Origin of the sequence: Streptomyces sp. NPDC051104 (genome assembly GCF_040682835.1) — a bacterium.
Lineage (GTDB): Bacteria > Actinomycetota > Actinomycetes > Streptomycetales > Streptomycetaceae > Streptomyces > Streptomyces cynarae.
The window spans coordinates 23,443-47,834 of record NZ_JBFBBS010000033.1 but is presented as its reverse complement, the minus strand read 5'-3'; the positions used below and the strand labels follow the sequence as shown (position 1 = coordinate 47,834).

The window sequence follows — 24,392 nt, the reverse complement described above, 5'->3', positions numbered from 1 at the left end:
CCACGACCGTCGAGGAGCCCTGTCCTCGCTGGCCACGGCCGATTTTAACCACTTATTGGCCGACGACCCGCCGAGGAAAGTGAGAGTCCTCTCAAACCCTCCCTCGGCGGGTACCGGTCAAACCCGGGTGGCCCCCCTCGGGAAGGTCACCGTCCGCGCGCCTCCGCCATCCGCTGCTCGGCGATCCGGTCGGCCGCGGCGGCCGGCGGAATGCCGTCCTCCTTCGCACGAGCGAAGATCGTCAGCGTGGTGTCGAAGATCTTCGCCGCCTTCGCCTTGCACCGGTCGAAGTCGAAGCCGTGCAGCTCGTCGGCGACCTGGATGACACCGCCGGCGTTGACGACGTAGTCGGGCGCATAAAGGATCCCGCGGTCCGCGATGTCCTTCTCCACACCCGGGTGCGCGAGCTGGTTGTTGGCCGCGCCGCACACCACCTTCGCCGTCAGCACCGGCACCGTCTCGTCGTTCAGCGCCCCGCCCAGCGCGCACGGGGCGTAGATGTCCAGGCCCTCGGTGCGGATGAGGGCATCGGTGTCCGCGGCGACGGCGACCTGCGGGTGCGCGTCGGTGACCCGGCGCACGGCGTCCGGCCGTACGTCCGTGATCACCACGTCGGCGCCGTCCTCGAGCAGGTGCTCGACCAGGTAGTGCCCGACCTTGCCGACACCCGCGATGCCGACCTTGCGCCCGCGCAGCGTCGGGTCGCCCCACAGGTGCTGGGCGGAGGCCCGCATGCCCTGGAAGACGCCGTACGCGGTGAGCACGGAGGAGTCGCCCGCGCCGCCGTTCCCGGGGGAGCGGCCGGTGGTCCAGGGGCACGCCCGGGCCACCACGTCCATGTCGGCCACGTAGGTGCCGACGTCGCAGGCGGTGACGTACCGACCACCGAGCGAGGCCACGAAGCGGCCGTAGGCCAGCAGCAGCTCCTCGGTCTTGATCCGCTCGGGGTCGCCGATGATCACGGCCTTGCCGCCGCCGTGGTCGAGACCGGCCATGGCGTTCTTGTACGACATCCCGCGCGAGAGGTTCAGCGCGTCGGCGACGGCCTCCTCCTCGCTCGCGTACGGGTAGAAGCGCGTGCCGCCGAGGGCGGGGCCCAGAGCGGTGGAGTGGATCGCGATGACGGCCTTGAGGCCACTGGCCCTGTCCTGACAGAGCACGACCTGCTCGTGACCCCCTTGATCCGAGCGGAACAGGGTGTGCAGGACGCCGTCGGTTACGTCGGTCACGGTGGTGACTCCCGGTTGAGTAGCGGCGGTTGGGGGAGGGTCCCGTGCGGGTGGCGGGGCCCGTGGGCATGAGCGTAGAGCGTGCGGGCGCCCACGTTGCGCGCAGTGCCGAGGATCACCCTCCCTCGGAGTACGCCCGGACGGGTTCGTGGGACGATTTGCAGGGGTTTTCCACCTCGGCCGGGCCGGCGCCCGGGCGGGTTCGGGTTGGGTTCGGGTGGGGAGGGAGCAGGTGTGCCCAAGGTGTCCTCGGTGATCGTCCCGTACACGTCCTACCTGCGCGTGTACGAGCCGCTGGCCGCCTTCCCGGAGCCGGAGCGCAGCCACTGGGCCCGCTACGCCCGCCGCCCCGACCGCCCCTCGTACCAGGACGAACTGCGCCGTTCCCTGGCCGACTTGCTGCCCACGCCGCCGGTGCCGGTGCCGGTGCACGAGAGCGACGACGCCTTCGTGACCGAGGTGGAAGGGGTGCTGTGCGTGTGCCCCTGGCGCACCCGGCTGCGCGGCTGGCAGGCGCTCGGGGAGCTGCCCGAGGAGCTGCCGGCGTCGGTCCTGGACGCGGTCCTGCCGCCCGTCGTGCGCCGCCAGGCCGCCCAGGACTACGAGCGCTGGCGGGAGCGGAACCCGGACGCGCGCCCCTGGATCCGCACCGCGACCTGGCAGGTGCCGCTGAACTGGTTCGTGCTGGTCTCCGACGAGGAGCGCAGGTACGAGAAGGGGTCCGGCGAGGTGCCCCCGATGCTGCGCTACCGCACGCCCATGGTGCAGGCCCGCAGACGCGTCGCGCGGACGCTGAGGACGCTGAGGGACACGATCGACGAGGGACCGCTCATCGACGGACTGGTGGACGTCGGGCGGTGGCTGGAGGAGTTCCACCCGCGGTCGCTGGTCGAGCTGGACTACGGCGGGCTGGTCCACGTCCTGCCGGCCGCGGAGCTGGACGCGGACCACTCGGCCGCGGACGTCGCCGAGGGCATCGAGGCCCTGCGGCACGGGGACGGGTCGGCGGCCGGGGAGGCGTACGGGCGGCTGGTGGAGCGCTGGCGGGCCGTACGGGAGCGCCGGTCGGCGAACTGAGGGCGGTCCCTCAGCCGGGGCTCTGGTGAACCGTTGCTCGAATTGTGACCCGCGAGACATGGTGAAGTCGCAACCCTTGGCCCATGGTTGACGTACCGCAGGTAGGTGCGGGGTCGGGGCGGAGGACGTAGCGACCGATCCGGGCTTATGCCGCCAAGCGTGACGGACGGCACTTACAAGGACCTTGCGTCTTACGGCCCTCCTCATGCCAAAATAGGACAAGGAGCCCGGGGGAGGCTCCTTCTGTCCACATCTGGGCGGAAACTCAGCATTGCATGCTTTGGGGGGTCTCGTGACTCCTGATGGTCCTGTGACTGTTCGTCACAGAGGCGTGACTGTCCGCTATGGCATGGTCCATCGGCTTCCGTCGCTGATGAACACCTGGGAGGGCAATTCCATCGGTTTGGCCGACGCGGCTGGACAGATGGTGTAGTTGTAGTGCCGAGGACAAGCCGTTCGTCCTATAACCGACTCGACTCGCGTCCGCCATTTCGGGCAACGCGGGTCAAGGTGCAGAATTTAGAGGAAAGAACCGAGAAGGTTCGGTTCTCCCGAGGAGGCCGCTCATGACCGCTCGCACCCCTGATGCCGAGCCGCTGCTGACCCCGGCTGAGGTCGCCACCATGTTCCGCGTCGACCCGAAGACGGTCACGCGGTGGGCGAAGGCCGGCAAGCTCACGTCCATCCGTACGCTCGGCGGGCACCGCCGCTACCGCGAGGCCGAGGTCCGCGCCCTGCTCGCGGGCATCCCGCAGCAGCGCAGCGAGGCCTGAACAATCGCATAGCCGGACATACGGGCAGGTCCCCCACCTGCCGTGACGTCCGGGACAACAGCTCCAAGCGACGCGGGTTCTGCCCCAACAGGACTCACGCCCGAGGTCAACAGAGGCACGACAAGGGTGCGTCGTAGATCGCGCTGGACTCCGCCGGGTCCAGCGCGATCTTTTTTGTGCGCCGGCCGGGTGTGCGGGGCCGGGCTGTGAGCGGCCTTGTCGCAGTCTGGGGAGGGGTGTCGGAACTGCTGTGAGTCATCTCAGGGCCAGGTGCAATTGCACATATTAAATTGACCCTTTGTAGGAGGGGGGTAAGGGCGGCGGCCCCCGAAACTCCTGCGGTGACACCCGTCACATGCCAGAGTCCTTGTTACGGGTGCGGAGTCTTTGCTAGTGCCGCGGCAGGCAACGTTTGCCCGTCAAGGAGCGGCGTCCGGTGCGTGCTCTGGGGGTACCCCCTGCTCGAAGAGCTTGGGGGAGTGCCGGCCGGAAGTCCTCGTACTGGATGTACTTGGGCTTTCGGCCGGTGCGGCGAGTGGGGGTCCCCCCTGCTCGAAGAGCTTGGGGGTGGGGGTCCCCCCTGCTCGAGCGAAGCCGAGAGCTTGGGGGAGTGCCGGGCGTCGCGACGGGGCGAACGTTGCCTGTTGCGGCACTAGGGAACAGCCCGCTGAGCGGCGGGTGTTGGGCGGCCGCACGTCCAGGAGTGCCCACGCCGGCGCGGGATGAACCCCCCGGGTCTCGTCAGGCCGTCGTGGCACTCTCGGGGGCGCTGTCGTCCTCCGGGGCCGTCTCCGGCGCCCCCTCGCCGCGCTGGGCGGGTTCCATGGCCAGGCGCAGCAGCTGGTGGCAGATGGGGCAGTGCCGGGTCAGATGGCGGTACCCGGAGGCGGCGGACAGATGGGCACGGAGCAGAGCACGGGTCTCGTGCCGAACGGACGCCGCCATACGCCACCTCCCCGGGGCCGCCCGCACCTCAGGGAGCCCTGACTTCTGGGGTACCGGGGGAAAGTGACTCCGTCAAGGCACGGGACGCTCGGCGCGCCGCTCGGCGCCGCCGCTTGGGCTGCGATTGGGGGCTCGGTGTCCGGGTGCCGTCACGGGCTTCGCCCCGCCGGGCCCCGGGTGCTGTGCCGCCGTGGGTGGTGGTCGTCGCGTCGGTGACGGTGGGCATGGAGCCCAGGGCCCCGCGGCGGCGGTTCGGTGCCGTGCCGCATCCGGACGCTTCGGACCGGCCTCCGCCGTGACGGCGTGCTTTGCTCCGACCGATGGCGCCGCCCGCTGCGCCGTGCTCTGGCGGGCGGCGAGCCCTGAAACGGCTGGTGCGGAGCGCGTTGCGGTAAGGCTGCGGGGCGGCGGGGGCGAGCAGAGGTCTGTTCGCCCCCGCCGCCCTTACCCGTCCCACCCTCCAGGGGCTCCGCCCCTTCAACCCCACCAGGGGCTCCGCCCCTTCAACCCCACCAGGGGCTCCGCCCCAGACCCCGGCCGGGGGTCAGACCCCGGTTCGGGGTCCAGCCCCCCGGACCCCGCTCCCCGAACGCCGGAGGGGCTGATCGGCAATGGGGTCCTCTCCGCCGCCACACGGCGAAGTCCCGCGCCTCCAGGGGGAAGAGGAGCTTTGAGCCGTCCGGCCCTGACGGGCTGCGCCGTGCCGGATCGCCACTGCGCCGCGGGCGCGGTCTCCGCCTTGGTGGAGGGGCGGGCTGGGCCGGCGTGTGGTGGTACGGCGTGTGGTGGTACGGCGAAGGCCCGCTTCCGTTGCCGGATGCGGGCCTTCCTGATGCGGTCCTGACGGGATTTGAACCCGCGGCCTCCACCTTGACAGGGTGGCGAGCACTCCAAACTGCTCCACAGGACCAGGTCTCGCGGCGCTTTCGTGCGTTGCGCTGCGAGAAGAGACTGTACAGGAGGGTGAGCCCCTGGTCGAACTCACCCTTCGTGTACACGCCGTCACGACACCGCCGCGTCGATCGCCTTCACGATCCGCTTGTCCGAGATCGGGTACGCCGTGCCCAGCGCGTGGGCGAAGTAGCTGACCCGGAGTTCCTCGATCATCCAGCGGACGTCCCGCACCGAGGACGGCACGGGACGGCCCTGCGGCAACTGCTCCAGCAGCCACGCGTACTCGTCCTGCATCTCCCGGACCTTCTCCATGCGCGTGGTGTCCCGCTGCACGTTCGTCGGCATCTGCTGGAGGCGGCGGTCGGCGGCCACCAGGTACCGCATCAGATCCGGCAGCCGCCGTATCCCCGCCTCCGTCACGAACCCGGGCTTCACGAGGGCGTCCAGCTGCGCCCGTACGTCCGCCAGGTTCGGCAGCAGGGCCGGGCTGCGCACCGCCTTCAGGCGGCGCTCACAGGCCTGCCAGGCGGCCAGCACCTGCTGCACCTGCGCGACCGTGCGCACCGTCGTGTCGACGATCTCCGCGCGCACCCTGTCGAACAGTTTCCGGTACGACTCCTCGTCCCACGCCGGTCCCCCGAAGTCCCCGATCAGCTTGTCCGCCGCCGCCATCGCGCAGTCGTCGAACAGGGCCTGGATGGAGCCGTGCGGGTTCGCGGACAGGGCGAGCTTCTGCTGGTTGGTCAGCTTCTCGGACGCGAACTTCGCGGGGTTCACCGGAATGTTGCGCAGGATGAGCCGACGCGTGCCCTTCCACATGGCCTCGGCCTGCTCCGCCTCCGTGTCGAAGAGGCGTACGGACACCGTGTCGCCGTCGTCGACCAGCGCCGGGAACGCCTTGACCGGCTGCCCGGCCCGGCGCGTCTCGAACACCTGGGTGAGCGTGCCGATCGTCCAGTCCGTGAGGCCCGTACGCTCCAGGGACTCCCCGCCCTGCCGCTCGGCGGTGGCCGCCGCGGCCTGCGACAGCGCCTTGCGCGCCCTGGGCTTGAGCGTCAGCTTCAGTGCCTCGAGGTCCTTGTCCTCGGCCAGCTTCCGGCGCCGCTCGTCGACGATCCGGAAGGTGATCTTCAGGTGGTCCGGCACCTTGGACCAGTCGAAGTCCTCCGGCTCGAACGGCACCCCGACCATCCGCTTCAGCTCACGCGCCATCGCGGTCGTCAGCGGCTCCTGCAAGGGCACCGCCTTCTCCAGGAACGCCTTCGCGTAGTTCGGCGCCGGGACGTAGTTGCGGCGGATCGGCTTCGGCAGGGAGCGGATCACCTCGGTGACCAGCTCCTCCCTCAGGCCCGGGATCTGCCAGTCGAAGCCCTCGTCCGTGACCTGGTTGAGGACCTGCAGCGGGATGTGGACGGTCACGCCGTCCGCGTCCGCACCCGGTTCGAACTGGTACGTGACCCGGAACTTCAGCCGGCCCTGGCGCCACGAGTCGGGGTAGTCGTCCTTGGTGACCGCGCCCGCCTTCTCGTTGATGAGCATCTCGCGCTCGAAGTCGAGGAAGTCGGGCTGCTCGTGGCGTTTGCGCTTCCACCAGGAGTCGAAGTGCGCGCCGGAGACGACGTGTTCGGGCACACGCTGGTCGTAGAAGTCGAACAGCGTCTCGTCGTCGACCACGATGTCCCGGCGCCGGGCGCGGTGCTCCAGCTCCTCGACCTCGCTCAGGAGCTTTCGGTTGTCGGCGAAGAACTTGTGGTGGGTGCGCCAGTCGCCCTCGACCAGGGCGTTGCGGATGAACAGCTCGCGGCTGGCCTCCGGGTCGATCCGGCCGTAGTTCACCTTCCGCTGGGCGACGATCGGGACGCCGTACAGCGTGACCTTCTCGTACGCCATCACGGCCGCCTGGTCCTTCTCCCAGTGCGGTTCGCTGTACGTCCGCTTCAGCAGATGGCCGGCGAGCGGCTCGACCCACTCGGGCTCGATCTTGGCGTTGACGCGGGCCCACAGGCGTGAGGTCTCCACCAGCTCGGCGGACATCACGAACCGTGGCGGCTTCCTGAAGAGCGCCGAGCCCGGGAAGATCGCGAACTTGGCGTTCCGGGCACCCAGGTACTCGTTCTTGGCTGTGCTCTTCCCGCCCTCCCCCCCGGCGTTCTTCACGTCCTTCATACCGATGTGCGACAGCAGACCCGCGAGGAGGGAGACATGGATGCCGTCGGCCGGGGCGTCGTCCTCGTTGACGTGGATGCCCATCTGCTTGGCGACCGTGCGCAGCTGCGTGTAGATGTCCTGCCATTCGCGAATGCGCAGGAAGTTGAGGTACTCCTGCTTGCACATCCGGCGGAAGGACGAGGACCCCCGCTCCTTCTGCTGCTCGCGGATGTACCGCCACAGGTTGAGGTACGCGAGGAAGTCGCTCGTCTCGTCCTTGAAACGGGCGTGCTGCTGGTCGGCCTGGGCCTGCTTGTCGGCGGGGCGCTCGCGCGGGTCCTGGATGGACAGGGCGGCGGCGATCACCATGACCTCGCGGACGCAGCCGTTCTTGTCGGCCTCCAGGACCATGCGCGCCAGGCGCGGGTCGACCGGCAGCTGGGCGAGCTTGCGGCCGGTGTCGGTGAGGCGCTTGCGCGGGTCCTTCTGCGTGGGGTCCAGGGCGCCCAGTTCCTGCAGGAGCTGCACGCCGTCGCGGATGTTGCGGTGGTCCGGCGGGTCGATGAACGGGAACTTCTCGATGTCGCCGAGGCCGGCCGCGGTCATCTGGAGGATGACGGAGGCGAGGTTCGTCCGCAGGATCTCCGCGTCGGTGAACTCCGGGCGGGCGCCGAAGTCGTCCTCGCTGTACAGCCGGATGCAGATACCGTCGCTGGTCCGGCCGCAGCGGCCCTTGCGCTGGTTGGCGCTCGCCTGCGAGATCGGCTCGATGGGCAGTCGCTGGACCTTGGTCCGGTGGCTGTACCGGGAGATCCGGGCGAAGCCGGGGTCGATGACGTACTTGATGCCCGGGACGGTGAGGGAGGTCTCGGCGACATTCGTCGCGAGAACGATCCTGCGGCCCGTGTGCGGCTGGAACACGCGGTGCTGCTCGGCGTGGGACAGCCGGGCGTACAGCGGCAGGATCTCCGTGAACCTGTACTGCTTCCTGGTGAGCGCGTCCGCCGTGTCGCGGATCTCGCGCTCGCCGGAGAGGAAGACGAGGACGTCGCCGGGCCCCTCGGCCATCAGCTCCTCGACGGCGTCGGTGATCGCGGTGATCTGGTCCCGGTCCGCGTCGTCGCCCCCCGGATCGGACACCGTCTCCTCCAGGAGGGGCCGGTAGCGCACCTCGACGGGATAGGTCCGTCCGCTGACCTCGACGATCGGCGCGTCGCCGAAGTGCCGGGAGAAGCGTTCGGGGTCGATCGTGGCCGAGGTGATGACGACCTTGAGATCCGGGCGCCGGGGGAGGAGCTGGGCGAGGTAGCCCAGCAGGAAGTCGATGTTGAGGGACCGCTCGTGGGCCTCGTCGATGATGATCGTGTCGTAGGCGCGCAGCTCGCGGTCCGTCTGGATCTCCGCGAGGAGGATGCCGTCCGTCATCAGCTTGATGAAGGTGGCGTCCGGGTTCACCTGGTCGGTGAAGCGGACCTTCCAGCCGACGGCCTCGCCGAGGGGGGTGTCCAGCTCTTCCGCGACCCGTTCGGCGACGGTGCGGGCGGCGATACGGCGGGGCTGGGTGTGGCCGATCATCCCGCGGACGCCCCGGCCGAGTTCGAGGCAGATCTTGGGGATCTGGGTGGTCTTGCCGGAGCCGGTCTCACCGGCCACGATCACGACCTGGTGGTCGCGTATGGCGTCGGCGATCTCGTTCTTCTTCTGGCTGACCGGGAGCTGCTCGGGGTAGGTGACGGCGGGCACGCGGGCGGTGCGCTCGCCGATCCTCGCCTCGGCCTTGGCGACCTCCGCCTCGATCTCGGCGAGTACGGCGGCCCGGGCTTCCGGCTTGCGGATCTTGCGCGCGCCTTCCAGCCTGCGGCCGAGCCGCTGCGCGTCGCGCAGGGAGAGCTCGGTCAGGCGAGGGGCGAGGGTGCCGAGGGCGGGGGCAGGATGCGTAGACATACGCGGTCCAGGATCTCACCTTGGCGAAATTCGTGGCTAACGAATTGCCGCGGGCCGTTACCTGTGCGGCCTGTCCGTCCCGCTGCAGCCGCCCGGTTGCTACGGGTTCTGCTGCTGCGCAGCCGTGGCCGTTGCTGTCTGGTCCCGGGCCGCCATGGACTTCGCCGTGTTGGAGACGGCCTTGATGCCCAGGTACGCGGTGGTCATGCTGCTGACCGCTGTGAAGGCCGCAGTGAGCACACCGACCATCACCCCCTTGTCGCCGTCCAGGCGCCAGACCCCGAAGATCGCCACGCCGGCGATGGCGACGTTGCTGATGATCACCGCGAGCAGGCCGTAGCGAGCCCGCGTCTTCTCCAGTTCGGTGTCCTGCATGGCACTCGCCCCCGGCTCAAGATTCCCCGTCGCTGCCTGGACCAGCCAGAACGTAGCGCCCGGAAGGGGACATGCCAAGCCGACCAGGCCAAGAAGCCGCCGACGGCCCCCCTCACGACGAAAGCCCCGTCCCGGAGGACGAGGCTCTCGATGCGGTGGCTGGGGCCGGGGTCGAACCGGCGACCTTCCGCTTTTCAGGCGGACGCTCGTACCAACTGAGCTACCCAGCCGCGAGGTTTCACGTGAAACCTCAGCGGTCCTGACGGGATTTGAACCCGCGGCCTCCACCTTGACAGGGTGGCGAGCACTCCAAACTGCTCCACAGGACCAAGCGCTGCGTACGACAGTGTCGCACAGGGTGGTGCGTGCCCCCAACGGGATTCGAACCCGTGCTACCGCCTTGAAAGGGCGGCGTCCTAGGCCGCTAGACGATGAGGGCTATCGGCCCGCCTGGGCGCTTCTCAGCGCGTCGGGGACGTGAGAAGCATATGGGATGGGAGGAGGGTTCGCCAAAACCGTTTAGGGGGCGCTCGGCGTCGGGGTCGCGCCGGAGCGGCTCGTGGGGGGCGTGCTCGGGGGCGTGGTGCCCGGCGAGGGGCTCCCGCCCGGCTGGTTCTCCTTTGCCAGGTGACGGGTCACCTCCGCCGTCGTCTGCCCCAGGCCGCCGAGCCTGATCTCGTCCCAGGCCTGCAGATGGCGGGTGTCCCGGTCCAGGTAGAGGATCGAGGCCTCGATCGGGGCCGGGTACTGGCGCTCGACCGCCCGCAGTCCGCTGCCGCCCGTCGATCCCTCGGTGCGCAGCCGGGTGCCGTACTTCATGATCTCCATCCCCTCGTGGTGCAGATGTCCCGCCAGGACCAGCGGCACATCGCCGTCCACCTGGCGCGCGGCCGTCGGCTCGTGGGCGATCGCGATGTCGACGGGCCTGCCCGCCGCCTTCTGGTCGCGCAGGGCCGTGGCCAGGCGCGCGCCCGCCAGTTCCTCGGCGCGTTCGCCGCCCGGGGTGACCGACCGGTCGGGGGTGAACTGCGGGTCCCCCATCCCGGCGAAGCGCAGGCCCGCGATGCTGACCGCCCTGCCGTCGTCCAGAACGTGCACGTTCTTCATGTGCTCCAGGTAGCGCTGGGTGGTCAAGGAGTCGTGGTTGCCGCGGACCCAGACGTAGGGGGCGCCCAGGTCGGCGATCGGGTCCAGGAAGCGGTTCTCCGCCGCCGTGCCGTGGTCCATGGTGTCGCCGGAGTCGACGATCACATTGACGTCGTACTGCTTGACCAGCGAGGCGATGATCTTCCAGCTCGCCGGGTTGAGGTGGATGTCGGAGACGTGCAGGACCCGGATCGTCGTCGGGTCCGGCTGGTAGGCGGGGAGGGTGGACGTGACGTCGTAGAGCTTCGTCACGTTCGTCACCAGGCGCGCCAGCTCCTGCTGGTAGACGTCGAACTCGGTGACGATGCTGCGCGCGTTGCCGACCAGGGAAGGTGCGGAGGAGAGCAGGCCGGAGAACTTCGGCTCGAGGACCGACTCCGGGTTCCAGGTGGCGTACGCCGTCGCTCCGGAGGCGCTGAGGAGGGTGAACGCCAGTCCGCCGGCCGCGAGGGCCCGGCGGGGACGGCGGTAGACCGCCAGGCCGAGCGCGGTGGCGCCGGCGACCACGGCCACGCAGGAGCGCACGGCGAGGTCGAGCGTGCCGTGCTCGACGTCGTGGGTGATCTCTTCCTGGAGCCCGGTGATCCGCTCCGGGTGGTCCACCAGTTCCTGGGAGCGGCCCGGGTCGAGCTGGTCGACGTTGACGTCGAGGCGGACGGGCGCCTGGTGGCTGTTCAGCTCCAGGGCGCCGAGCGGGGAGACGTTGATCTTCGTGCCCCCGGCCAGCGAGGGACGCAGGGTCATCGTGGTGTTCATGGGGCCCACCGGGACGCGCACATCACCCACGATCAACAGGCCGAGCCAGGCGCCCAGGAGCACCACGGTGACCATGCCGAGGGCCCGGAGCCAGGGGTGGGGCTGCGGGACGAGTTCGGCGGCCGGGTGCGGGCGGAGTGAGCGGTAGTACCGGGCGAGCGTGGAGGGCGCCCTTCGAACGCGGTTCAGAGCTGCTGCGGGGACGCGGTCCATTGGTCCCGTATGCCCAGGTTGCTGAGCGGATATGCGGAGTGGATCAACGGATACGGGGGCGGTCGAACCCCGCCGGCCGGGGTGTCGTGCCGGACAATGGCCCTGTGCTGGAGATGACGCGCGAGGAGTTCGAGGAACTGGTCGCCGAGGCGCTCGACCGGATCCCGCCGGAGCTGACGCGGCTCATGGACAACGTCGCGGTGTTCGTCGAGGAGGAGCCGCCCGCGGACGATCCCGGGCTGCTCGGGCTGTACGAGGGCACTCCGCTGACGGACCGCGGCGAGTGGTACGCGGGCGTGCTGCCGGACCGGATCACGATCTACCGGGGGCCGACCCTGCGGATGTGCGACACCCGTGAGGACGTGGTCGCGGAAACCGAGGTGACGGTGGTGCATGAGATCGCACACCACTTCGGCATCGACGACGCCCGGCTGCATTCGCTCGGGTACGGGTGACGTGGGACGGCGTGCGGTTGCGGTACGAGTGACGTGGGACGGCGTGCGCTCCGGTACGGGTGACGTCCGGGAGGCGATGTCGGCGGTGGCCGTCGAGCGTCCTTGCGTACAGGTGACCTCGGGCGGGTGACGTTCCCTTCGCGCGGCGCGTGTCCTCTTGCGGGTGGCGGGAGTTGGGCACGCTGACTTCTCGTATGCCCCCGGAGGTGGCTGCCCGTGCGCGCCAGTTACGTACCCGTCCGTCTGGCCGCCACGGTCATGGCCCTCGCCGCCGCCACCGGCTGCATGAGCGTGGGGGACGACGCGGGCGCTCCGTCGCAGGCGCCTTCGGCGGGGCGGCACGGCGGGGCGGCGCCGGACGGGGGTTCGGCGACGAGCGGGGGCGCGGACGCGGGCCTGGGCGGAGTGGCGGCCAAGGCGGGATCGCCGAAGCCGGCCGGGTCCGGGACCGGGGGGACCTCCGCGCCGCCCTCCGCGTCGGCGTCCCAGGGCGGTGGCGGGTCGAAGGACGCCGAGCCGACCGTCAAGGACACGTCACCCGGCAAGGGGGGCAGCGGCGGTGCGGTGCCGCCCGCGCCGACGGTGGGCGAGCCGGACCCCACGCAGACCTCGGTCGACCCGACGCCGACGAGTCGGCCGGACCCGCCGTCGCCGACCCCGACGACCGCGGAGCCGTCGTCCTCGGCGCCCGGGCAGGCCACGCAGCTGACGCAGCGGGAGCCGGCGCCGCGAGCGGGAATCCCGGCGGCGTAGGCGTGTCCGCTTCCAGGGTCCTGCTGCCTGTGGCGAGAGTCACCCGGAGGGGGCGGGGATCGGTTTGCTTTCGACGGGCCGAGGTGCGTATCTTGGTAGATCGTTTGATCCCATTTGCCCGGCGCCTTCAAGACGCGCCGCGTGTGGCGCGTACTCTCCCTTGCCGTGGCCGGACCGCATCGAGGCGGTCGAATGCGACTTCACGGATGTTTGGGCACGTGCCAGAACTCCGGAAGGTTCGCATTTCGTATGTCTGTTGCCCGTACCGAGCACATCGTCCTGTCCGCGGACGACTCCCAGAACACCGAGGGCACCTCTGTGGCCGCTGAGGCCCAGGACGCCGCTCCCGAGATGACCTTCGCCGATCTCGGCCTGCCCGAGGGCGTCGTCCGCAAGCTCGCGCAGAACGGCGTCACCGTCCCCTTCCCGATCCAGGCCGCGACCATCCCGGACGCCCTGGCCGGCAAGGACATCCTCGGCCGTGGCCGCACCGGCTCGGGCAAGACGCTGTCCTTCGGTCTGCCCACCCTGGCCACCCTGGCCGGCGGCCGCACCGAGAAGAAGAAGCCCCGGGCCGTGATCCTCACTCCGACCCGTGAGCTGGCCATGCAGGTCGCGGACGCGCTGCAGCCCTACGGCGACGTGCTCGGGCTCAAGATGAAGGTCGTCTGCGGCGGCACGTCCATGGCGAACCAGATCTACGCCCTCGAGCGCGGCGTGGACATCCTGGTCGCCACGCCCGGCCGGCTGCGCGACATCATCAACCGCGGCGCCTGCTCCCTCGAGGACGTGCGGATCGCCGTCCTCGACGAGGCCGACCAGATGTCCGACCTGGGCTTCCTGCCCGAGGTCACCGAGCTGCTCGACCAGGTCCCGGCAGGCGGCCAGCGGATGCTGTTCTCCGCGACCATGGAGAACGAGATCAAGACCCTGGTCGACCGGTACTTGAACGACCCGGTGAGCCACGAGGTGGACGCCGCCCAGGGCGCGGTGACGACCATGTCGCACCACATCCTCATCGTGAAGCCCAAGGACAAGGCCCCGGTCACCGCCGCGATCGCCTCCCGCAAGGGCCGCACCATCATCTTTGTCCGCACCCAGATGGGTGCCGACCGCGTCGCCGAACAGCTGCGCGACGCCGGGGTGAAGGCGGACGCGCTCCACGGCGGCATGACCCAGGGCGCGCGCACCCGGACGCTGGCCGACTTCAAGGACGGGTACGTCAACGTGCTCGTCGCGACCGACGTCGCCGCTCGCGGCATCCACGTCGACGGCATCGACCTGGTGCTCAACGTGGACCCCGCCGGGGACCACAAGGACTACCTGCACCGCGCCGGCCGTACGGCGCGTGCGGGCCGTACGGGCACGGTGGTCTCGCTCGCGCTGCCGCACCAGCGGCGCCAGATGTTCCGGCTGATGGAGGACGCGGGCGTCGACGCCTCGCGCCACATCATCCAGGGCGGTGCCGCGTTCGACCCGGAGGTCGCCGAGATCACCGGAGCCCGGTCGATGACCGAGGTCCAGGCGGAGTCCGCCGGGATGGCCGCGCAGCAGGCCGAGCGGGAAGTCGCGCAGCTCACCAAGCAGTTGGAGCGGGCGACGCGGCGCGCGGCCGAACTGCGGGAGGAGGCCGACCGCCTCGTCGCGCGGGCCGCGCGGGAGCGGGGCGAGGACCCGGAGGCAGCGGTGGCAGCCGCGGCCGTGGAGAGCGTCGAGGTGCCGGCCGAGGTCTCGGTGCCGGAGCAGCGGACCGCCAAGGAGGCGGAGCGCGGCGAGGGCGCCGAACAGGGTGAGCGTGAGGAGCGTACGGCCGGTTCGTCGTCGTACGAGCGGCGTGAACGCCGGGAGGAGCGCGGCGGTTTCCACCGGGACCGCGGTTTCGACCGTGACCGGGACCGCGGCTTCGACCGCCGGGACGACGACCGTGGCGGTCGTTCGTCCGAGCGGCGCGACGACCGGGGCGGCTTCCGCCGTGACGGCGACCGGCGCCCGTTCGACCGTGACCGCGACCGTGGCTTCGCCGGCCGGGACCGTGACCGTGGCTTCGACCGCCGCGACAACGACCGCCGCGACAACGACCGCCGCGACAACGACCGCCGCGACAACGACCGCCGCGACAACGACCGCCGTGACAACCACCGCCGTTCGTTCGAGCGGCGTGACGACCGTGGTGGCTTCCGCCGCGACGACGACCGTGGTGGCTTCCGCCGTGACGACGACCGCGGTGGCTTCCGCCGCGACAACGACCGTGACCGCCGCCCGTTCGACCGAGACCGCCGTGACAACGACCGTCGTTCGTTCGAGCGGCGTGACGACCGTGGTGGCTTCCGCCGCGACGACGACCGTGGTGGCTTCCGCCGTGACGACCGCGGCGGGCACCGCGGCAGCGACCGCCCGTTCAACCGGGACCGCCAGGGCGACCGCCCCGGCTTCCGCTCCGGCGGCCACGACCGCCCCTACGGCCGTCGTGACGACCACCGCGGCACCGGCTCGTTCGGCCGCCGCGAGGACAAGCCGCGCTGGAAGCACAACGGCTGACGCCGAGTGAGCTTCGAGGGCCCGTACGACTTCCCGTCGTGCGGGCCCTTCCGCTTTCCGTCGTGCGGGCGCCCTTCCGCGTACCGGCAACAGTCCCTTTTCCGGCCGTCGGTTTCAGGTCATCGGGTGACGCATGTCACGCCCCCGGCGAGGGAATCGCTGGGGGCATGACAGATGACGTCAGAGCGAGTGGGCTGTCGGACGAAGAGCGGCTGGCCCAGCTCGGCTACACACAGGTTCTCGCGCGCCGGATGTCGGCGTTCTCCAACTACGCGGTCTCCTTCACGATCATCTCGGTGCTCTCCGGCTGCCTGACCCTCTACCTCTTCGGGATGAACACCGGCGGCCCCGCCGTGATCACCTGGGGCTGGGTGGCCGTCGGTCTGATGACGCTGTTCGTCGGGCTGTCGATGGCCGAGATCTGCTCGGCGTACCCGACCTCCGCGGGCCTGTACTTCTGGGCCCACCGCCTGGCGCCGCCGCGCTCGGCCGCGGCCTGGGCCTGGTTCACGGGCTGGTTCAACGTGCTGGGCCAGGTGGCCGTGACGGCGGGCATCGACTTCGGCGCCGCGTCCTTCCTGGGCGCGTACCTCAACCTCCAGTTCGACTTCGAGGTCACCCCCGGCCGCACGGTTCTGCTCTTCGCGGCGATCCTGCTCCTGCACGGCCTGCTGAACACCTTCGGCGTCCGCATCGTCGCCATCCTCAACAGCGTCAGTGTGTGGTGGCACGTGCTCGGGGTCGCGGTCATCGTCGGCGCGCTGGCCTTCGTACCGGACCACCACCAATCGGCGTCCTTCGTCTTCACGAAGTTCGTGAACAACACGGGCTGGAGCAACGGCACTTACGTGGTCCTGCTCGGTCTGCTGATGGCCCAGTACACCTTCACCGGCTACGACGCCTCCGCCCATATGACGGAGGAGACGCACGACGCGTCCACGGCCGGCCCGAAGGGCATCGTCCGCTCCATCTGGACCTCCTGGATCGCCGGCCTCGTCCTTCTGCTGGGCTTCACCTTCGCCATCCAGTCCTACGGCAAGGAACTCGAGTCCCCGACCGGCGCGCCGCCCGCGCAGATCCTGCTGGACGCCCTCGGAGCGAGCGCGGGCAAGCTGCTGCTGCTCGTGGTGATCGGCGCGCAGCTGTTCTGCGGGATGGCGTCCGTGACGGCCAACAGCCGCATGATCTACGCCTTTTCCCGTGACGGGGCGCTGCCGTTCTCGCACGTGTGGCACACGGTCAGCCCACGCACGCGCACCCCGGTGGCGGCGGTGTGGCTGGCGGCGATCGGGGCACTGGCCCTGGGCCTGCCGTACCTGATCAACGTGACCGCGTACGCGGCCGTGACGTCGATCGCGGTGATCGGCCTCTACATCGCCTACGTCATCCCGACCCTGCTGCGGGTCCGCCGGGGCGAGACCTTCGAACGCGGCCCCTGGCACCTGGGCCGCTGGTCCCAGCCGATCGGCGTGATCTCGGTGGCCTGGGTCGTCGTGATCACGATCCTCTTCATGCTCCCGCAGGTCTCCCCGGTCACCTGGGAGACGTTCAACTACGCCCCGGTCGCCGTCCTGGTCGTCCTCGGCTTCGCGGCCACCTGGTGGCTGGCCTCGGCCCGCCACTGGTTCCTGAACCCGGACCACGAACGCACCCGCGTCCGCGAGGCAGCCCGCTCCGGCGCCCCCGAGCCGGCCGACCCGTAACCCCACCGGCCACCCGCACGGCCGCCCCGCCACCCACCCACATGCCACCCACAGCGAACACTTCCGGCCCGCCTCCCCGATACCCGATCGGAGATACGGCCTCGTCGGGCTATGCTCGGGGAGGCAACATCGCGAGGGCCCTTAGCTCAATTGGCAGAGCAGTGGACTTTTAATCCATTGGTTGTGGGTTCGAGTCCCACAGGGCCTACGGTCCGCAGGCGAGGGGCATCCCCTCCGGCCTGTCGTGCGGCGTCCGGTTCGGCTTCGGCCGGGGCGGGCGCCGCTTCGTTTTCGGGGCCGTGCAGGAGCGTCCCTTCTCCCTGTCCTCTCGGCTCGTGCCGGACCGGGTGCCGTCCGTCTTCGAGTTGCGTATGACCTACCGCACCGGCACCTGCTGCCCCGGCTGATGGAGATCTTCGCCCGGCGTGGTTTCCGCATCCTGCAGGTCAAGGTGGACCGGCTGCCCGGCAGCACCGACCCGGCCGCACGCGTCCTGCTCGAGCTGGAGGGGACGGCCGACATCGGGCGGCTGACGTCCGAGCTGTTCGAGGACGAGGGCGTGCTGGATGTGGAGATGACCGCCGCCACGGACGACGAGTCGAGACGAAGAGCAGAGGTGTTCCGGTAGCCGTCGGCGAGCGCATTAGAGCGTGAGCCCTGCGGGTACCCGAACGTGGTGGCCGGAAGTGTGGTGTCGTCCCTGGCGTCCGTGACCCGTGCCGGGGTCAGCGGGGCGTGGGCCCTCGGCGCGGCGGGCGCCCGTGCCGCCGGGCGGGTGGCGCCGGTGGCGGCCAGGACCGGGCTGCGCGCCGCCGAGGGGAGCGGGCGGGTCACGGTGTCGGCGGTCCGGCAGGGGGTCTCGGCGGCCGCGCGGGCCGTGCGGGCGGGGCGCGTCCTGGCCGATCTCCATCCGCGGCGGCACACCCGTCAGGTGTGGGCCTCGCACGGGCGTGCGCATATCGAGGTGCGCGGGCTCGATCTCGGCAGCAGCAGGCGGGAGCGGCTGACCGGCGGGGTGACCAGGGCGCTGCGCGGGCTGAGCGGGGTGCGGTGGGCCGAGGTCAACGCGGTGACCGGCCAGGTCCTGCTGTCGTTCGACGAGAGCAGTGTCGGGGTCGACCGCCTCCTGAACACGGTCAGGGCGGTGGAGAGGGCCCAGGGCGTGCGGGACGCGGACTTCCCCTGGGCGCAGCCGGTCATCCCGGGCGACGACGCGCCGGTGGCGGCCGTGACGGCCGAGTTGCTGGTCGACTGCGCGGCGGTGGCCGCCGGGGTGGTCCGGAGGGCCTTCCGGCTGCCGTCGCTGCCCCGGGTGGTGCCCGTGGCGGTGGCGGCGCTGGAGCTGGAGCGGGGTCTGCGCCGGCCGTTGGTCCGCCGTATCGGGCCGCTGGAGACCGATCTGCTGCTCTCCCTGGCCGGCGCCGTCGTGGGTGGGCTGTACGGCGGTATCGGGATGCCGGCCGTCGACGCGGCGAACCGGATGCTGCTGCTTCGCGAGATCCGCGCCCGACGTCAGGTGTGGGAGCGGCGCGAGAGGGACCTGTGCCCGGGCCCCGCCTGTGTGCCGCACACCCGGCCGGTGCGGCATCTGCGCGGCAGGGCCCGGCCGCCCGGTCCCGTCGAGTGGTGGGAGACGCGGCTGGCGCCGACCGCACCGCTCACCGCGGCGGCGGTGTTCGCGCTGACGGTAAGTACCGGCCGGGCGGCGGACGCCCTGCTCGCCGCCGTCCCCAGGGCGGCCCGTTACGGGCGGGAGGCCTTCGCCGCCACGGTCGGACGTGAGCTGGCGCGGCGTGGTGTCGTACCGCTGGACCCGTCGGCGCTGCGGCTGCTCGACGTGGTCTCCGCCGTGGTCGTCGACTCCGCGGTGCTGGTGACGGCGGGCGGGCGGCCGGCCCCGCCCGCCGTGACGGTGCTGGCCGCCGCACGCGCCACCGGAGCGCGGGTGGTGCTCACCGAGGACGAGCGCGTCCGTGAACTCCTGTGCCCGTCCGACGAGATCGTCGGAGGGCGCGAACGCCTCGCCGACCGGGTGTGCGAGCTGCGGGACCACGGGGAGGGCGTCCTGGTGATCTCGGGTACGGACGCGGAGGCGCTGGCCGCGGCGGACATCGCGGTCGCGGTGCCCGACGCGCCGGGCGCCGAGGCGTCCTGGTCGGCGGACCTGGTCTGCGCGGACGGTCTTCAGGACGCCTGGCGCATCCTGCGCGCGGTGACCGCGGCCCGCGTGGTCTCCCGGCGCTGCGTCCGCCTGGCGCTGGCGGGCTCCGCCACCGGAACCCTGCTCGCCGTCGTCGGCCGGAGGCACGGCGTCCTGCGGGCCCTCACCCCGGTGCACGTCGCGAGCCTGCTGGCCCTGCTGTGGTCCACCAGGACGGCGCGGCGCGCGTTGCGGTGAGCCTCAGGGACATCGCGCGCGCGGCCCACGCGGCACTCGGCGATCCGGCCGTCCGAGGGTTCCGAGGGGCCGATGCCGACCAGCTCGCTTGCCCGCGGTTGCCGTAGCCCAGCTCCGTGAGCGGGAAGTCACGCCCCCCGCCCACGGATGAGCTTCCGTCATCCCGGGCTGCCTCAGGCTCCGGTGAACTCGATCACTGCCAGGTTCTTCTTGCCCCTGCGCAGCACCAGCCAGCGACCGTGCAGCAACTGGTCGACCGTGGCCACCGCGTCCTCGGCGGTCACCTTGGCGTTGTTCACGTAGGCGCCGCCCTCCTTCACGGTGCGGCGGGCGGCCGACTTGCTCGCCACCAGGCCGACCTCCGCGAAGAGATCGGTGACCTGGCCGAGTTCGCTCACCTTGGCGCTCGGGAGCTCGGAGACCGCGGCCGCCAGCGTCGCCTCGTCGAGCTCGGCGAGTTCACCCTGCCCGAACAACGCCTTCGACGCGGCGATCACGGCAGCGCACTGTTCGGCGCCGTGAACCAACGTGGTCAGCTCCTCGGCGAGCGCACGCTGCGCGGTACGGGCTTGCGGCCGCTCCGCGGTCACCTTCTCCAACTCCTCCAACTCCTCGCGGGACTTGAAGGAAAGGATGCGCATGTACCGCGAGATGTCCCGGTCATCCGTGTTCAGCCAGAACTGGTAGAACGCGTACGGCGTGGTCATCTCCGGGTCGAGCCAGAGCGTGCCGGTCTCCGTCTTGCCGAACTTGGTGCCGTCCGCCTTCGTCATCAGCGGCGTCGCCAGCGCGTGCACCTCGGCGTGCGGTTCCAGGCGGTGGATCAGATCGAGACCGGCCGTGAGGTTTCCCCACTGGTCGCTGCCGCCCGTCTGGAGGGTGCAGCCGTACCGCCGGTACAGCTCCAGGAAGTCCATGGCCTGAAGCAACTGGTAGCTGAACTCCGTGAAGCTGATGCCCTGCTCGGACGCCAGGCGCTGGGCGACCGAGTCCTTGGTGAGCATCTTGTTCACCCGGAAGTGCTTGCCGATGTTCCGCAGGAACTCGATCACGGACAGGCCCGCGGTCCAGTCCAGGTTGTTGACCATGGTCGCCGCGTTGTCGCCCTCGAAGGAGAGGTACGGCTCGATCTGTGCGCGCAGCCGGGTCACCCACTGGGCGATGGTCTCCGGGTCGTTCAGGGTGCGCTCGGCGGTCGGCCGCGGGTCGCCGATGTGGCCGGTCGCGCCGCCCACGAGTGCCAGGGGCCGGTGCCCCGCCTGCTGGAGTCGGCGTAGGGTGAGCACCTGCACCAGGTGGCCGACGTGCAGGCTGGCCGCGGTGGGGTCGAAGCCGCAATAGAACGTGACGGGGCCATCCGCGAGAGCTTTGCGCAGTGCGTCCTCGTCAGTGGCCTGGGCGATCAGCCCGCGCCACTTGAGCTCGTCGACGATGGCCGTCACGGTCCTGTGTCTCCTTGAGTCGCGTGTGTCAATGTGGCGGCCAGTGTAGTGCTCCGGCCGGATTTCTGCGTTTGTGTTCGGCGGCCGTGCGGTGAAGGAGCGGCCAGGCCATCCGCATCCGGGGAGTGTCCTGGGTCACACAGTCTCGAAGTTTCTGCGCTGGTGCGCGCGGGGAATCTCCCTCCCCTTCAGCCCGCGGTCAGTTCCGTCAGCGGCAGCGTGTGCTGGGTGTGGACCACCTTCGCGCGCAGATAGCGCACGTTCTGGGCCGTGGTGAAGACGCCCGTGGGGACGCGGTGAGTGACCGTGAGGCCGAGGTCCCGGAGCTGTCGGGCCTTGTCGGGGTTGTTGGAGAGCAGGTCCAGGGCGTCGATGCCGAGCGCGCGGAGCATCTGCGCGGCGGCCGTGTAGTCGCGGGCGTCCTCCGGCAGGCCGAGCGCGGCGTTCGCCTCGTAGGTGTCCAGGCCCTGGTCCTGGAGGGCGTAGGCGTCGAGCTTGTTGTAGAGGCCGATGCCGCGGCCCTCCTGGCGCAGGTAGAGCAGCACGCCGCCGTGCTCGGCGATGCGCTCCACCGCCTCCCGCAGCTGGGGGCCGCAGTCGCAGCGGGCCGAGCCGAAGACGTCGCCGGTGAGGCACTCGGAGTGCAGTCGCACCAGCGGCGGCCGGCCGGCGGCGGGCTCGCCGAGGACCACGGCCACGTGCTCCCGCCCGTCGGTGAGGCCGTGGAAGGTGGCCAGGTCCGCGGTGACCGTGTAGCCGTCGCCGAAGCGGAGCGGGACCGTCACCCGGGTGCGGACGGTGGCGGCCGGAAGCCCGGCGCCGGGCATGTCGGCACCGAGCAGGTCGGTGGCGGAAAGAACGGCACCGGGCAGGTCGTTGCCGAGGAGGGGGATGGCCGGGGCGGCTGCGGGCGGCTCCGCCGTGTGCGGGGCGGCTGTGTGGGGGTCGGCGGTGTCACCGGTGTCGCGGGAAGGGGCGGTCTCGTGTGCGTCGCGCATGGCTGTCGTCTTTCTCCTGGCCGACGATGGCGGGTGCGGAGGATGCGCTTCACACAGCTTCATGCTTCAGATTTGAAGCACAACCTCGGCCGAGACTCTATCCCTGCTTTAAATTTCAAGCAACTCTTTTTCCCGTGTCGCCTGTCGCCTCCGGTCACGGCGTGGACGAACGCCGGCGCCACGGCAGCTCGCCGCACGCCGACCGCTCCTCGTCCTGCTGGAGCGCCTCCGTGATCCGGGAGCAGATCGCTTCCAGCTGGGCCACCTGCTCCTCGGTGAGGTGGTCGAAGACGGCCGAGCGCACCGTCTCGACGTGACCGGGCGCCGTACGCTCCAAGAGCGCCCTGCCGTCCTCCGTCAGGATCGCCACGCTGCCGCGCTTGTCGGTCGGGCAGCCCTCCCGGCGGACCGTTCCATCCTTCTCCAGCCGGGTGACCACGTATGTCAGCCGGCTGCGCGTGATCTTCAGTGCCTCGGCGAGATCGGTCATGCGCATACGGCGGTCCGGTGCCTCGGAGAGGTTGGCCAGGACCGAGTAGTACAGGTGCGGCATGCCGGCCTCCTGCTGGAGCTGCCGGTCGATCGCGTCCTCCAGGAGCCACGACGCGGCCAGGTACGAGCACCAGGCGCGCAGTTCCTCGGGGGTGAGCCAGCGGGTCGTCATACTGGCAGTGTAGTTATTGTTTAAAAGTTGAACCAAGCCGCCTCGTTCACCGGATCGGCCCGACCCCAGGAGCGCCGCCATGGCCCATCCCTACGTCCTGTTGTCCGCCGCCGTCTCCCTCGACGGCTTCCTGGACGACACCGGGCCCGAACGGCTGCTGCTGTCCGGCCCGGAGGACTTCGACCGGGTCGACGAGGTGCGGGCGGGCAGCGACGCCATCCTCATCGGCGCGGGCACGCTGCGCACCGACAACCCCCGGCTGCTGGTCTACTCGGCCGAGCGGCGCGCGGCCCGCCTCGCCGCCGGGCTGCCAGAGTATCCGCTGAAGGTCACGGTCAGCGCGTCCGGGGACCTCGATCCCGAGGCCCGCTTCTGGCACACGGGAGGCGCGAAGACCGTCTACACGACGGACAAGGGCGCCCGGCGGCTGCGCGGTCTGCTGCCGGCGGACGTGGAGGTGGTCGCGCTCGGGCCGGACGTGGAGTGGCGGGCCGTGCTCGACCACCTCGGTGACGTGAAGGGCGTACGGCGGCTGATGGTCGAGGGCGGCGGGAGCGTGCACACGCGGCTGCTCCAGCTGGGGCTCGCGGACGAGGTGCAGCTCGTGGTGGCGCCGCTGTTCGTGGGGGAGCCGGAGGCCCCGCGGATGTTCGGGCACGGCGCGTACCCGCCGGGGCGGATGCGGCTGGTGGAGACGCGCGCGGTCGGGGACGTGGTGCTGATGCGGTACGTGCCCACCGCGCCCGGCACCGGGAGGCTCGCCTCGGCAGCGGACCGGCGGTGGCTGGAGGTGGCCTGCGAGCTGGCGGACCGGTGCCCGCCGTCGGAGATCGCCTTCAGCGTCGGCGCGGTGGTCGTCGCGGCCGACGGCACGGAACTTGCGCGGGGCCACTCCCGGGAGGGCGGCGACCCCGTGGTGCACGCCGAGGAAGCGGCGCTGGCGAAGCTGGACCCCGCGGATCCGCGGCTGGCCTCCGCGACGGTGTACAGCAGCCTGGAACCGTGCGCCCGCCGCGCGTCCCGGCCCGCGCCCTGCGCCCGGCTGATCATCGAGGCGGGGGTACGACGGGTGGTGACGGCCTGGCGGGAACCGGACACGTTCGTCGCGTCGGCTGACGGGAACGCACTGCTGGCGGCCGCGGGCGTGGACGTGGTTCTGCTGCCGGAGTACGAGGACCGCGCCAAGGCCCCGAACGCCCATCTGCTGCCCCCGGCCGCCCGTACCTGAGGGCCTCGAAGGGGGCCGAGCAGCTCCGCGTACGGCCGGAAATCTCTGGTGGGACGGCCTGGGGGTGAAACCCGTGCGCTAGCTGTCGCGCGCATGGCGTACACTGGAATCACCGACGCGGGGTGGAGCAGCTCGGTAGCTCGCTGGGCTCATAACCCAGAGGTCGCAGGTTCAAATCCTGTCCCCGCTACTGAAGGCCGAGGGCCGGAGTCCGAAAGGGCTCCGGCCCTCGGTGTTTCCCCGGCCCTCTTTCACCCACTGGCGGCTACTCCGCCCGGCCCACAGCGGTCGCCCCCCGCCGCCCTTCCGGGAAGCCTGGACGGGTGGTGCAGCAAGCAGGCGAGCGGTGGTCATGGGAGCAGGATCCCGACGAGCGGCGTGGGCCCGATGGGCCGTGTGAGGAGGGGGCCGAGGACCACGAGCGGTCGCGCGGGCGTCTCTCCGGGCATCTCTCCGGCCGTCGCGACGGGTCGGGCGGGCGTCTCTCCGGCCGCGGCAACCGGTCCGGCGGGTGCCTCCCCGACCGCGAGGACCGCCTAGCCGGCCGACCCGGCCGGCTCGTCGGAGCCCCCGGAGCCCCCGGAGCCCCCGAAGCTCCAGGATCCCCCGTGCCCGACCCCGGCACCCCCGTCCCCGCCCCCGGCGCGAGGGCCGTTCCGGTGCCCGCGTACGGAGGGGCCGAGGCGGAGGCCGCCACGGAGGCCGAGGAGCGG

At 71.0% G+C, this 24,392-nt stretch carries 17 protein-coding genes and 6 tRNA genes; 11 read left to right on the top strand and 12 right to left on the bottom strand.

Annotation, left to right across the window (positions count from 1 at the left end; all coding sequences use genetic code 11):
• Positions 1 to 146 precede the first annotated feature (146 nt).
• Positions 147 to 1,229 (bottom strand): Glu/Leu/Phe/Val dehydrogenase dimerization domain-containing protein, encoded by a 1,083-nt coding sequence (locus AB0N14_RS30930; protein WP_366028991.1) that lies wholly within the window; start codon positions 1,227 to 1,229, stop codon positions 147 to 149.
• Between the two features lie 234 nt (positions 1,230 to 1,463).
• Here AB0N14_RS30930 and AB0N14_RS30925 point away from each other — a divergent pair, with 234 nt between their 5' ends.
• Both AB0N14_RS30925 and bldC read left to right on the top strand, forming a co-directional pair.
• Entirely contained in the window at positions 1,464 to 2,306 is an 843-nt protein-coding gene (locus AB0N14_RS30925) for a hypothetical protein (RefSeq protein WP_366028990.1), read from the top strand.
• 566 nt (positions 2,307 to 2,872) lie between these two features.
• Positions 2,873 to 3,079 (top strand): developmental transcriptional regulator BldC, encoded by a 207-nt coding sequence (bldC, locus tag AB0N14_RS30920; protein WP_003949541.1) that lies wholly within the window; start codon positions 2,873 to 2,875, stop codon positions 3,077 to 3,079.
• Between the two features lie 741 nt (positions 3,080 to 3,820).
• Here bldC and AB0N14_RS30915 read toward each other — a convergent pair.
• The 8 genes from AB0N14_RS30915 to AB0N14_RS30880 form a co-directional block, all read right to left on the bottom strand.
• Complete coding sequence (locus AB0N14_RS30915; protein ID WP_366028989.1) at positions 3,821 to 4,024, bottom strand: DUF6274 family protein; 204 nt, start codon at positions 4,022 to 4,024, stop codon at positions 3,821 to 3,823.
• Positions 4,025 to 4,859: 835 nt separating this feature from the next.
• A tRNA-Asp gene (locus tag AB0N14_RS30910) sits at positions 4,860 to 4,934 on the bottom strand.
• Between the two features lie 92 nt (positions 4,935 to 5,026).
• On the bottom strand, positions 5,027 to 9,010 hold the full coding sequence (hrpA, locus tag AB0N14_RS30905; RefSeq protein ID WP_366028988.1) for an ATP-dependent RNA helicase HrpA: 3,984 nt from the start codon (positions 9,008 to 9,010) through the stop codon (positions 5,027 to 5,029).
• Between the two features lie 99 nt (positions 9,011 to 9,109).
• A complete protein-coding gene (locus AB0N14_RS30900) occupies positions 9,110 to 9,385 on the bottom strand; it encodes a hypothetical protein (protein ID WP_366028987.1) in 276 nt (91 codons plus the stop codon).
• A gap of 156 nt (positions 9,386 to 9,541) precedes the next feature.
• Positions 9,542 to 9,615 (bottom strand) — tRNA-Phe (locus AB0N14_RS30895).
• Positions 9,616 to 9,639: 24 nt separating this feature from the next.
• Positions 9,640 to 9,714, bottom strand: a tRNA-Asp gene (locus tag AB0N14_RS30890).
• Positions 9,715 to 9,751: 37 nt separating this feature from the next.
• Positions 9,752 to 9,824, bottom strand: a tRNA-Glu gene (locus tag AB0N14_RS30885).
• Between the two features lie 80 nt (positions 9,825 to 9,904).
• Complete coding sequence (locus AB0N14_RS30880) at positions 9,905 to 11,500, bottom strand: metallophosphoesterase (RefSeq protein ID WP_366028986.1); 1,596 nt, start codon at positions 11,498 to 11,500, stop codon at positions 9,905 to 9,907.
• Positions 11,501 to 11,604: 104 nt separating this feature from the next.
• On the opposite strand from AB0N14_RS30880, the gene AB0N14_RS30875 reads away from it, so the two are divergent.
• The 7 genes from AB0N14_RS30875 to AB0N14_RS30845 all read left to right on the top strand — a co-directional run bounded on the left by AB0N14_RS30875 (position 11,605) and on the right by AB0N14_RS30845 (position 19,347).
• On the top strand, positions 11,605 to 11,955 hold the full coding sequence (locus AB0N14_RS30875; protein ID WP_366028985.1) for a metallopeptidase family protein: 351 nt from the start codon (positions 11,605 to 11,607) through the stop codon (positions 11,953 to 11,955).
• Positions 11,956 to 12,171: 216 nt separating this feature from the next.
• Positions 12,172 to 12,708, top strand: a complete 537-nt coding sequence (locus AB0N14_RS30870) for a hypothetical protein (RefSeq protein ID WP_366028984.1) — start codon at positions 12,172 to 12,174, stop codon at positions 12,706 to 12,708.
• A 249-nt stretch (positions 12,709 to 12,957) separates the two neighbouring features.
• A complete protein-coding gene (locus tag AB0N14_RS30865) occupies positions 12,958 to 15,246 on the top strand; it encodes a DEAD/DEAH box helicase (RefSeq protein WP_366028983.1) in 2,289 nt (762 codons plus the stop codon).
• A 167-nt stretch (positions 15,247 to 15,413) separates the two neighbouring features.
• On the top strand, positions 15,414 to 16,949 hold the full coding sequence (locus AB0N14_RS30860; protein WP_366028982.1) for an amino acid permease: 1,536 nt from the start codon (positions 15,414 to 15,416) through the stop codon (positions 16,947 to 16,949).
• A gap of 135 nt (positions 16,950 to 17,084) precedes the next feature.
• Positions 17,085 to 17,157, top strand: a tRNA-Lys gene (locus AB0N14_RS30855).
• A 198-nt stretch (positions 17,158 to 17,355) separates the two neighbouring features.
• A complete protein-coding gene (locus tag AB0N14_RS30850; RefSeq protein ID WP_366028981.1) occupies positions 17,356 to 17,577 on the top strand; it encodes a hypothetical protein in 222 nt (73 codons plus the stop codon).
• Between the two features lie 48 nt (positions 17,578 to 17,625).
• On the top strand, positions 17,626 to 19,347 hold the full coding sequence (locus tag AB0N14_RS30845) for a hypothetical protein (RefSeq protein ID WP_366028980.1): 1,722 nt from the start codon (positions 17,626 to 17,628) through the stop codon (positions 19,345 to 19,347).
• Between the two features lie 173 nt (positions 19,348 to 19,520).
• On the opposite strand, the gene tyrS is transcribed toward AB0N14_RS30845, so the two are convergent.
• From tyrS to AB0N14_RS30830, 3 genes are all read right to left on the bottom strand, one after another.
• A complete protein-coding gene (tyrS, locus tag AB0N14_RS30840; RefSeq protein ID WP_366028979.1) occupies positions 19,521 to 20,789 on the bottom strand; it encodes a tyrosine--tRNA ligase in 1,269 nt (422 codons plus the stop codon).
• A gap of 188 nt (positions 20,790 to 20,977) precedes the next feature.
• Complete coding sequence (gene ribA, locus AB0N14_RS30835; protein WP_366029012.1) at positions 20,978 to 21,616, bottom strand: GTP cyclohydrolase II; 639 nt, start codon at positions 21,614 to 21,616, stop codon at positions 20,978 to 20,980.
• Positions 21,617 to 21,941: 325 nt separating this feature from the next.
• Positions 21,942 to 22,451, bottom strand: coding sequence for a MarR family transcriptional regulator (locus AB0N14_RS30830; protein ID WP_366028978.1), 510 nt, complete (start codon positions 22,449 to 22,451; stop codon positions 21,942 to 21,944).
• A gap of 79 nt (positions 22,452 to 22,530) precedes the next feature.
• Here AB0N14_RS30830 and AB0N14_RS30825 point away from each other — a divergent pair, with 79 nt between their 5' ends.
• Together AB0N14_RS30825 and AB0N14_RS30820 are read left to right on the top strand one after the other, a co-directional pair.
• Positions 22,531 to 23,679, top strand: coding sequence for a dihydrofolate reductase family protein (locus AB0N14_RS30825; RefSeq protein WP_366028977.1), 1,149 nt, complete (start codon positions 22,531 to 22,533; stop codon positions 23,677 to 23,679).
• A 116-nt stretch (positions 23,680 to 23,795) separates the two neighbouring features.
• A tRNA-Met gene (locus tag AB0N14_RS30820) sits at positions 23,796 to 23,869 on the top strand.
• Positions 23,870 to 24,392: the final 523 nt, after the last annotated feature.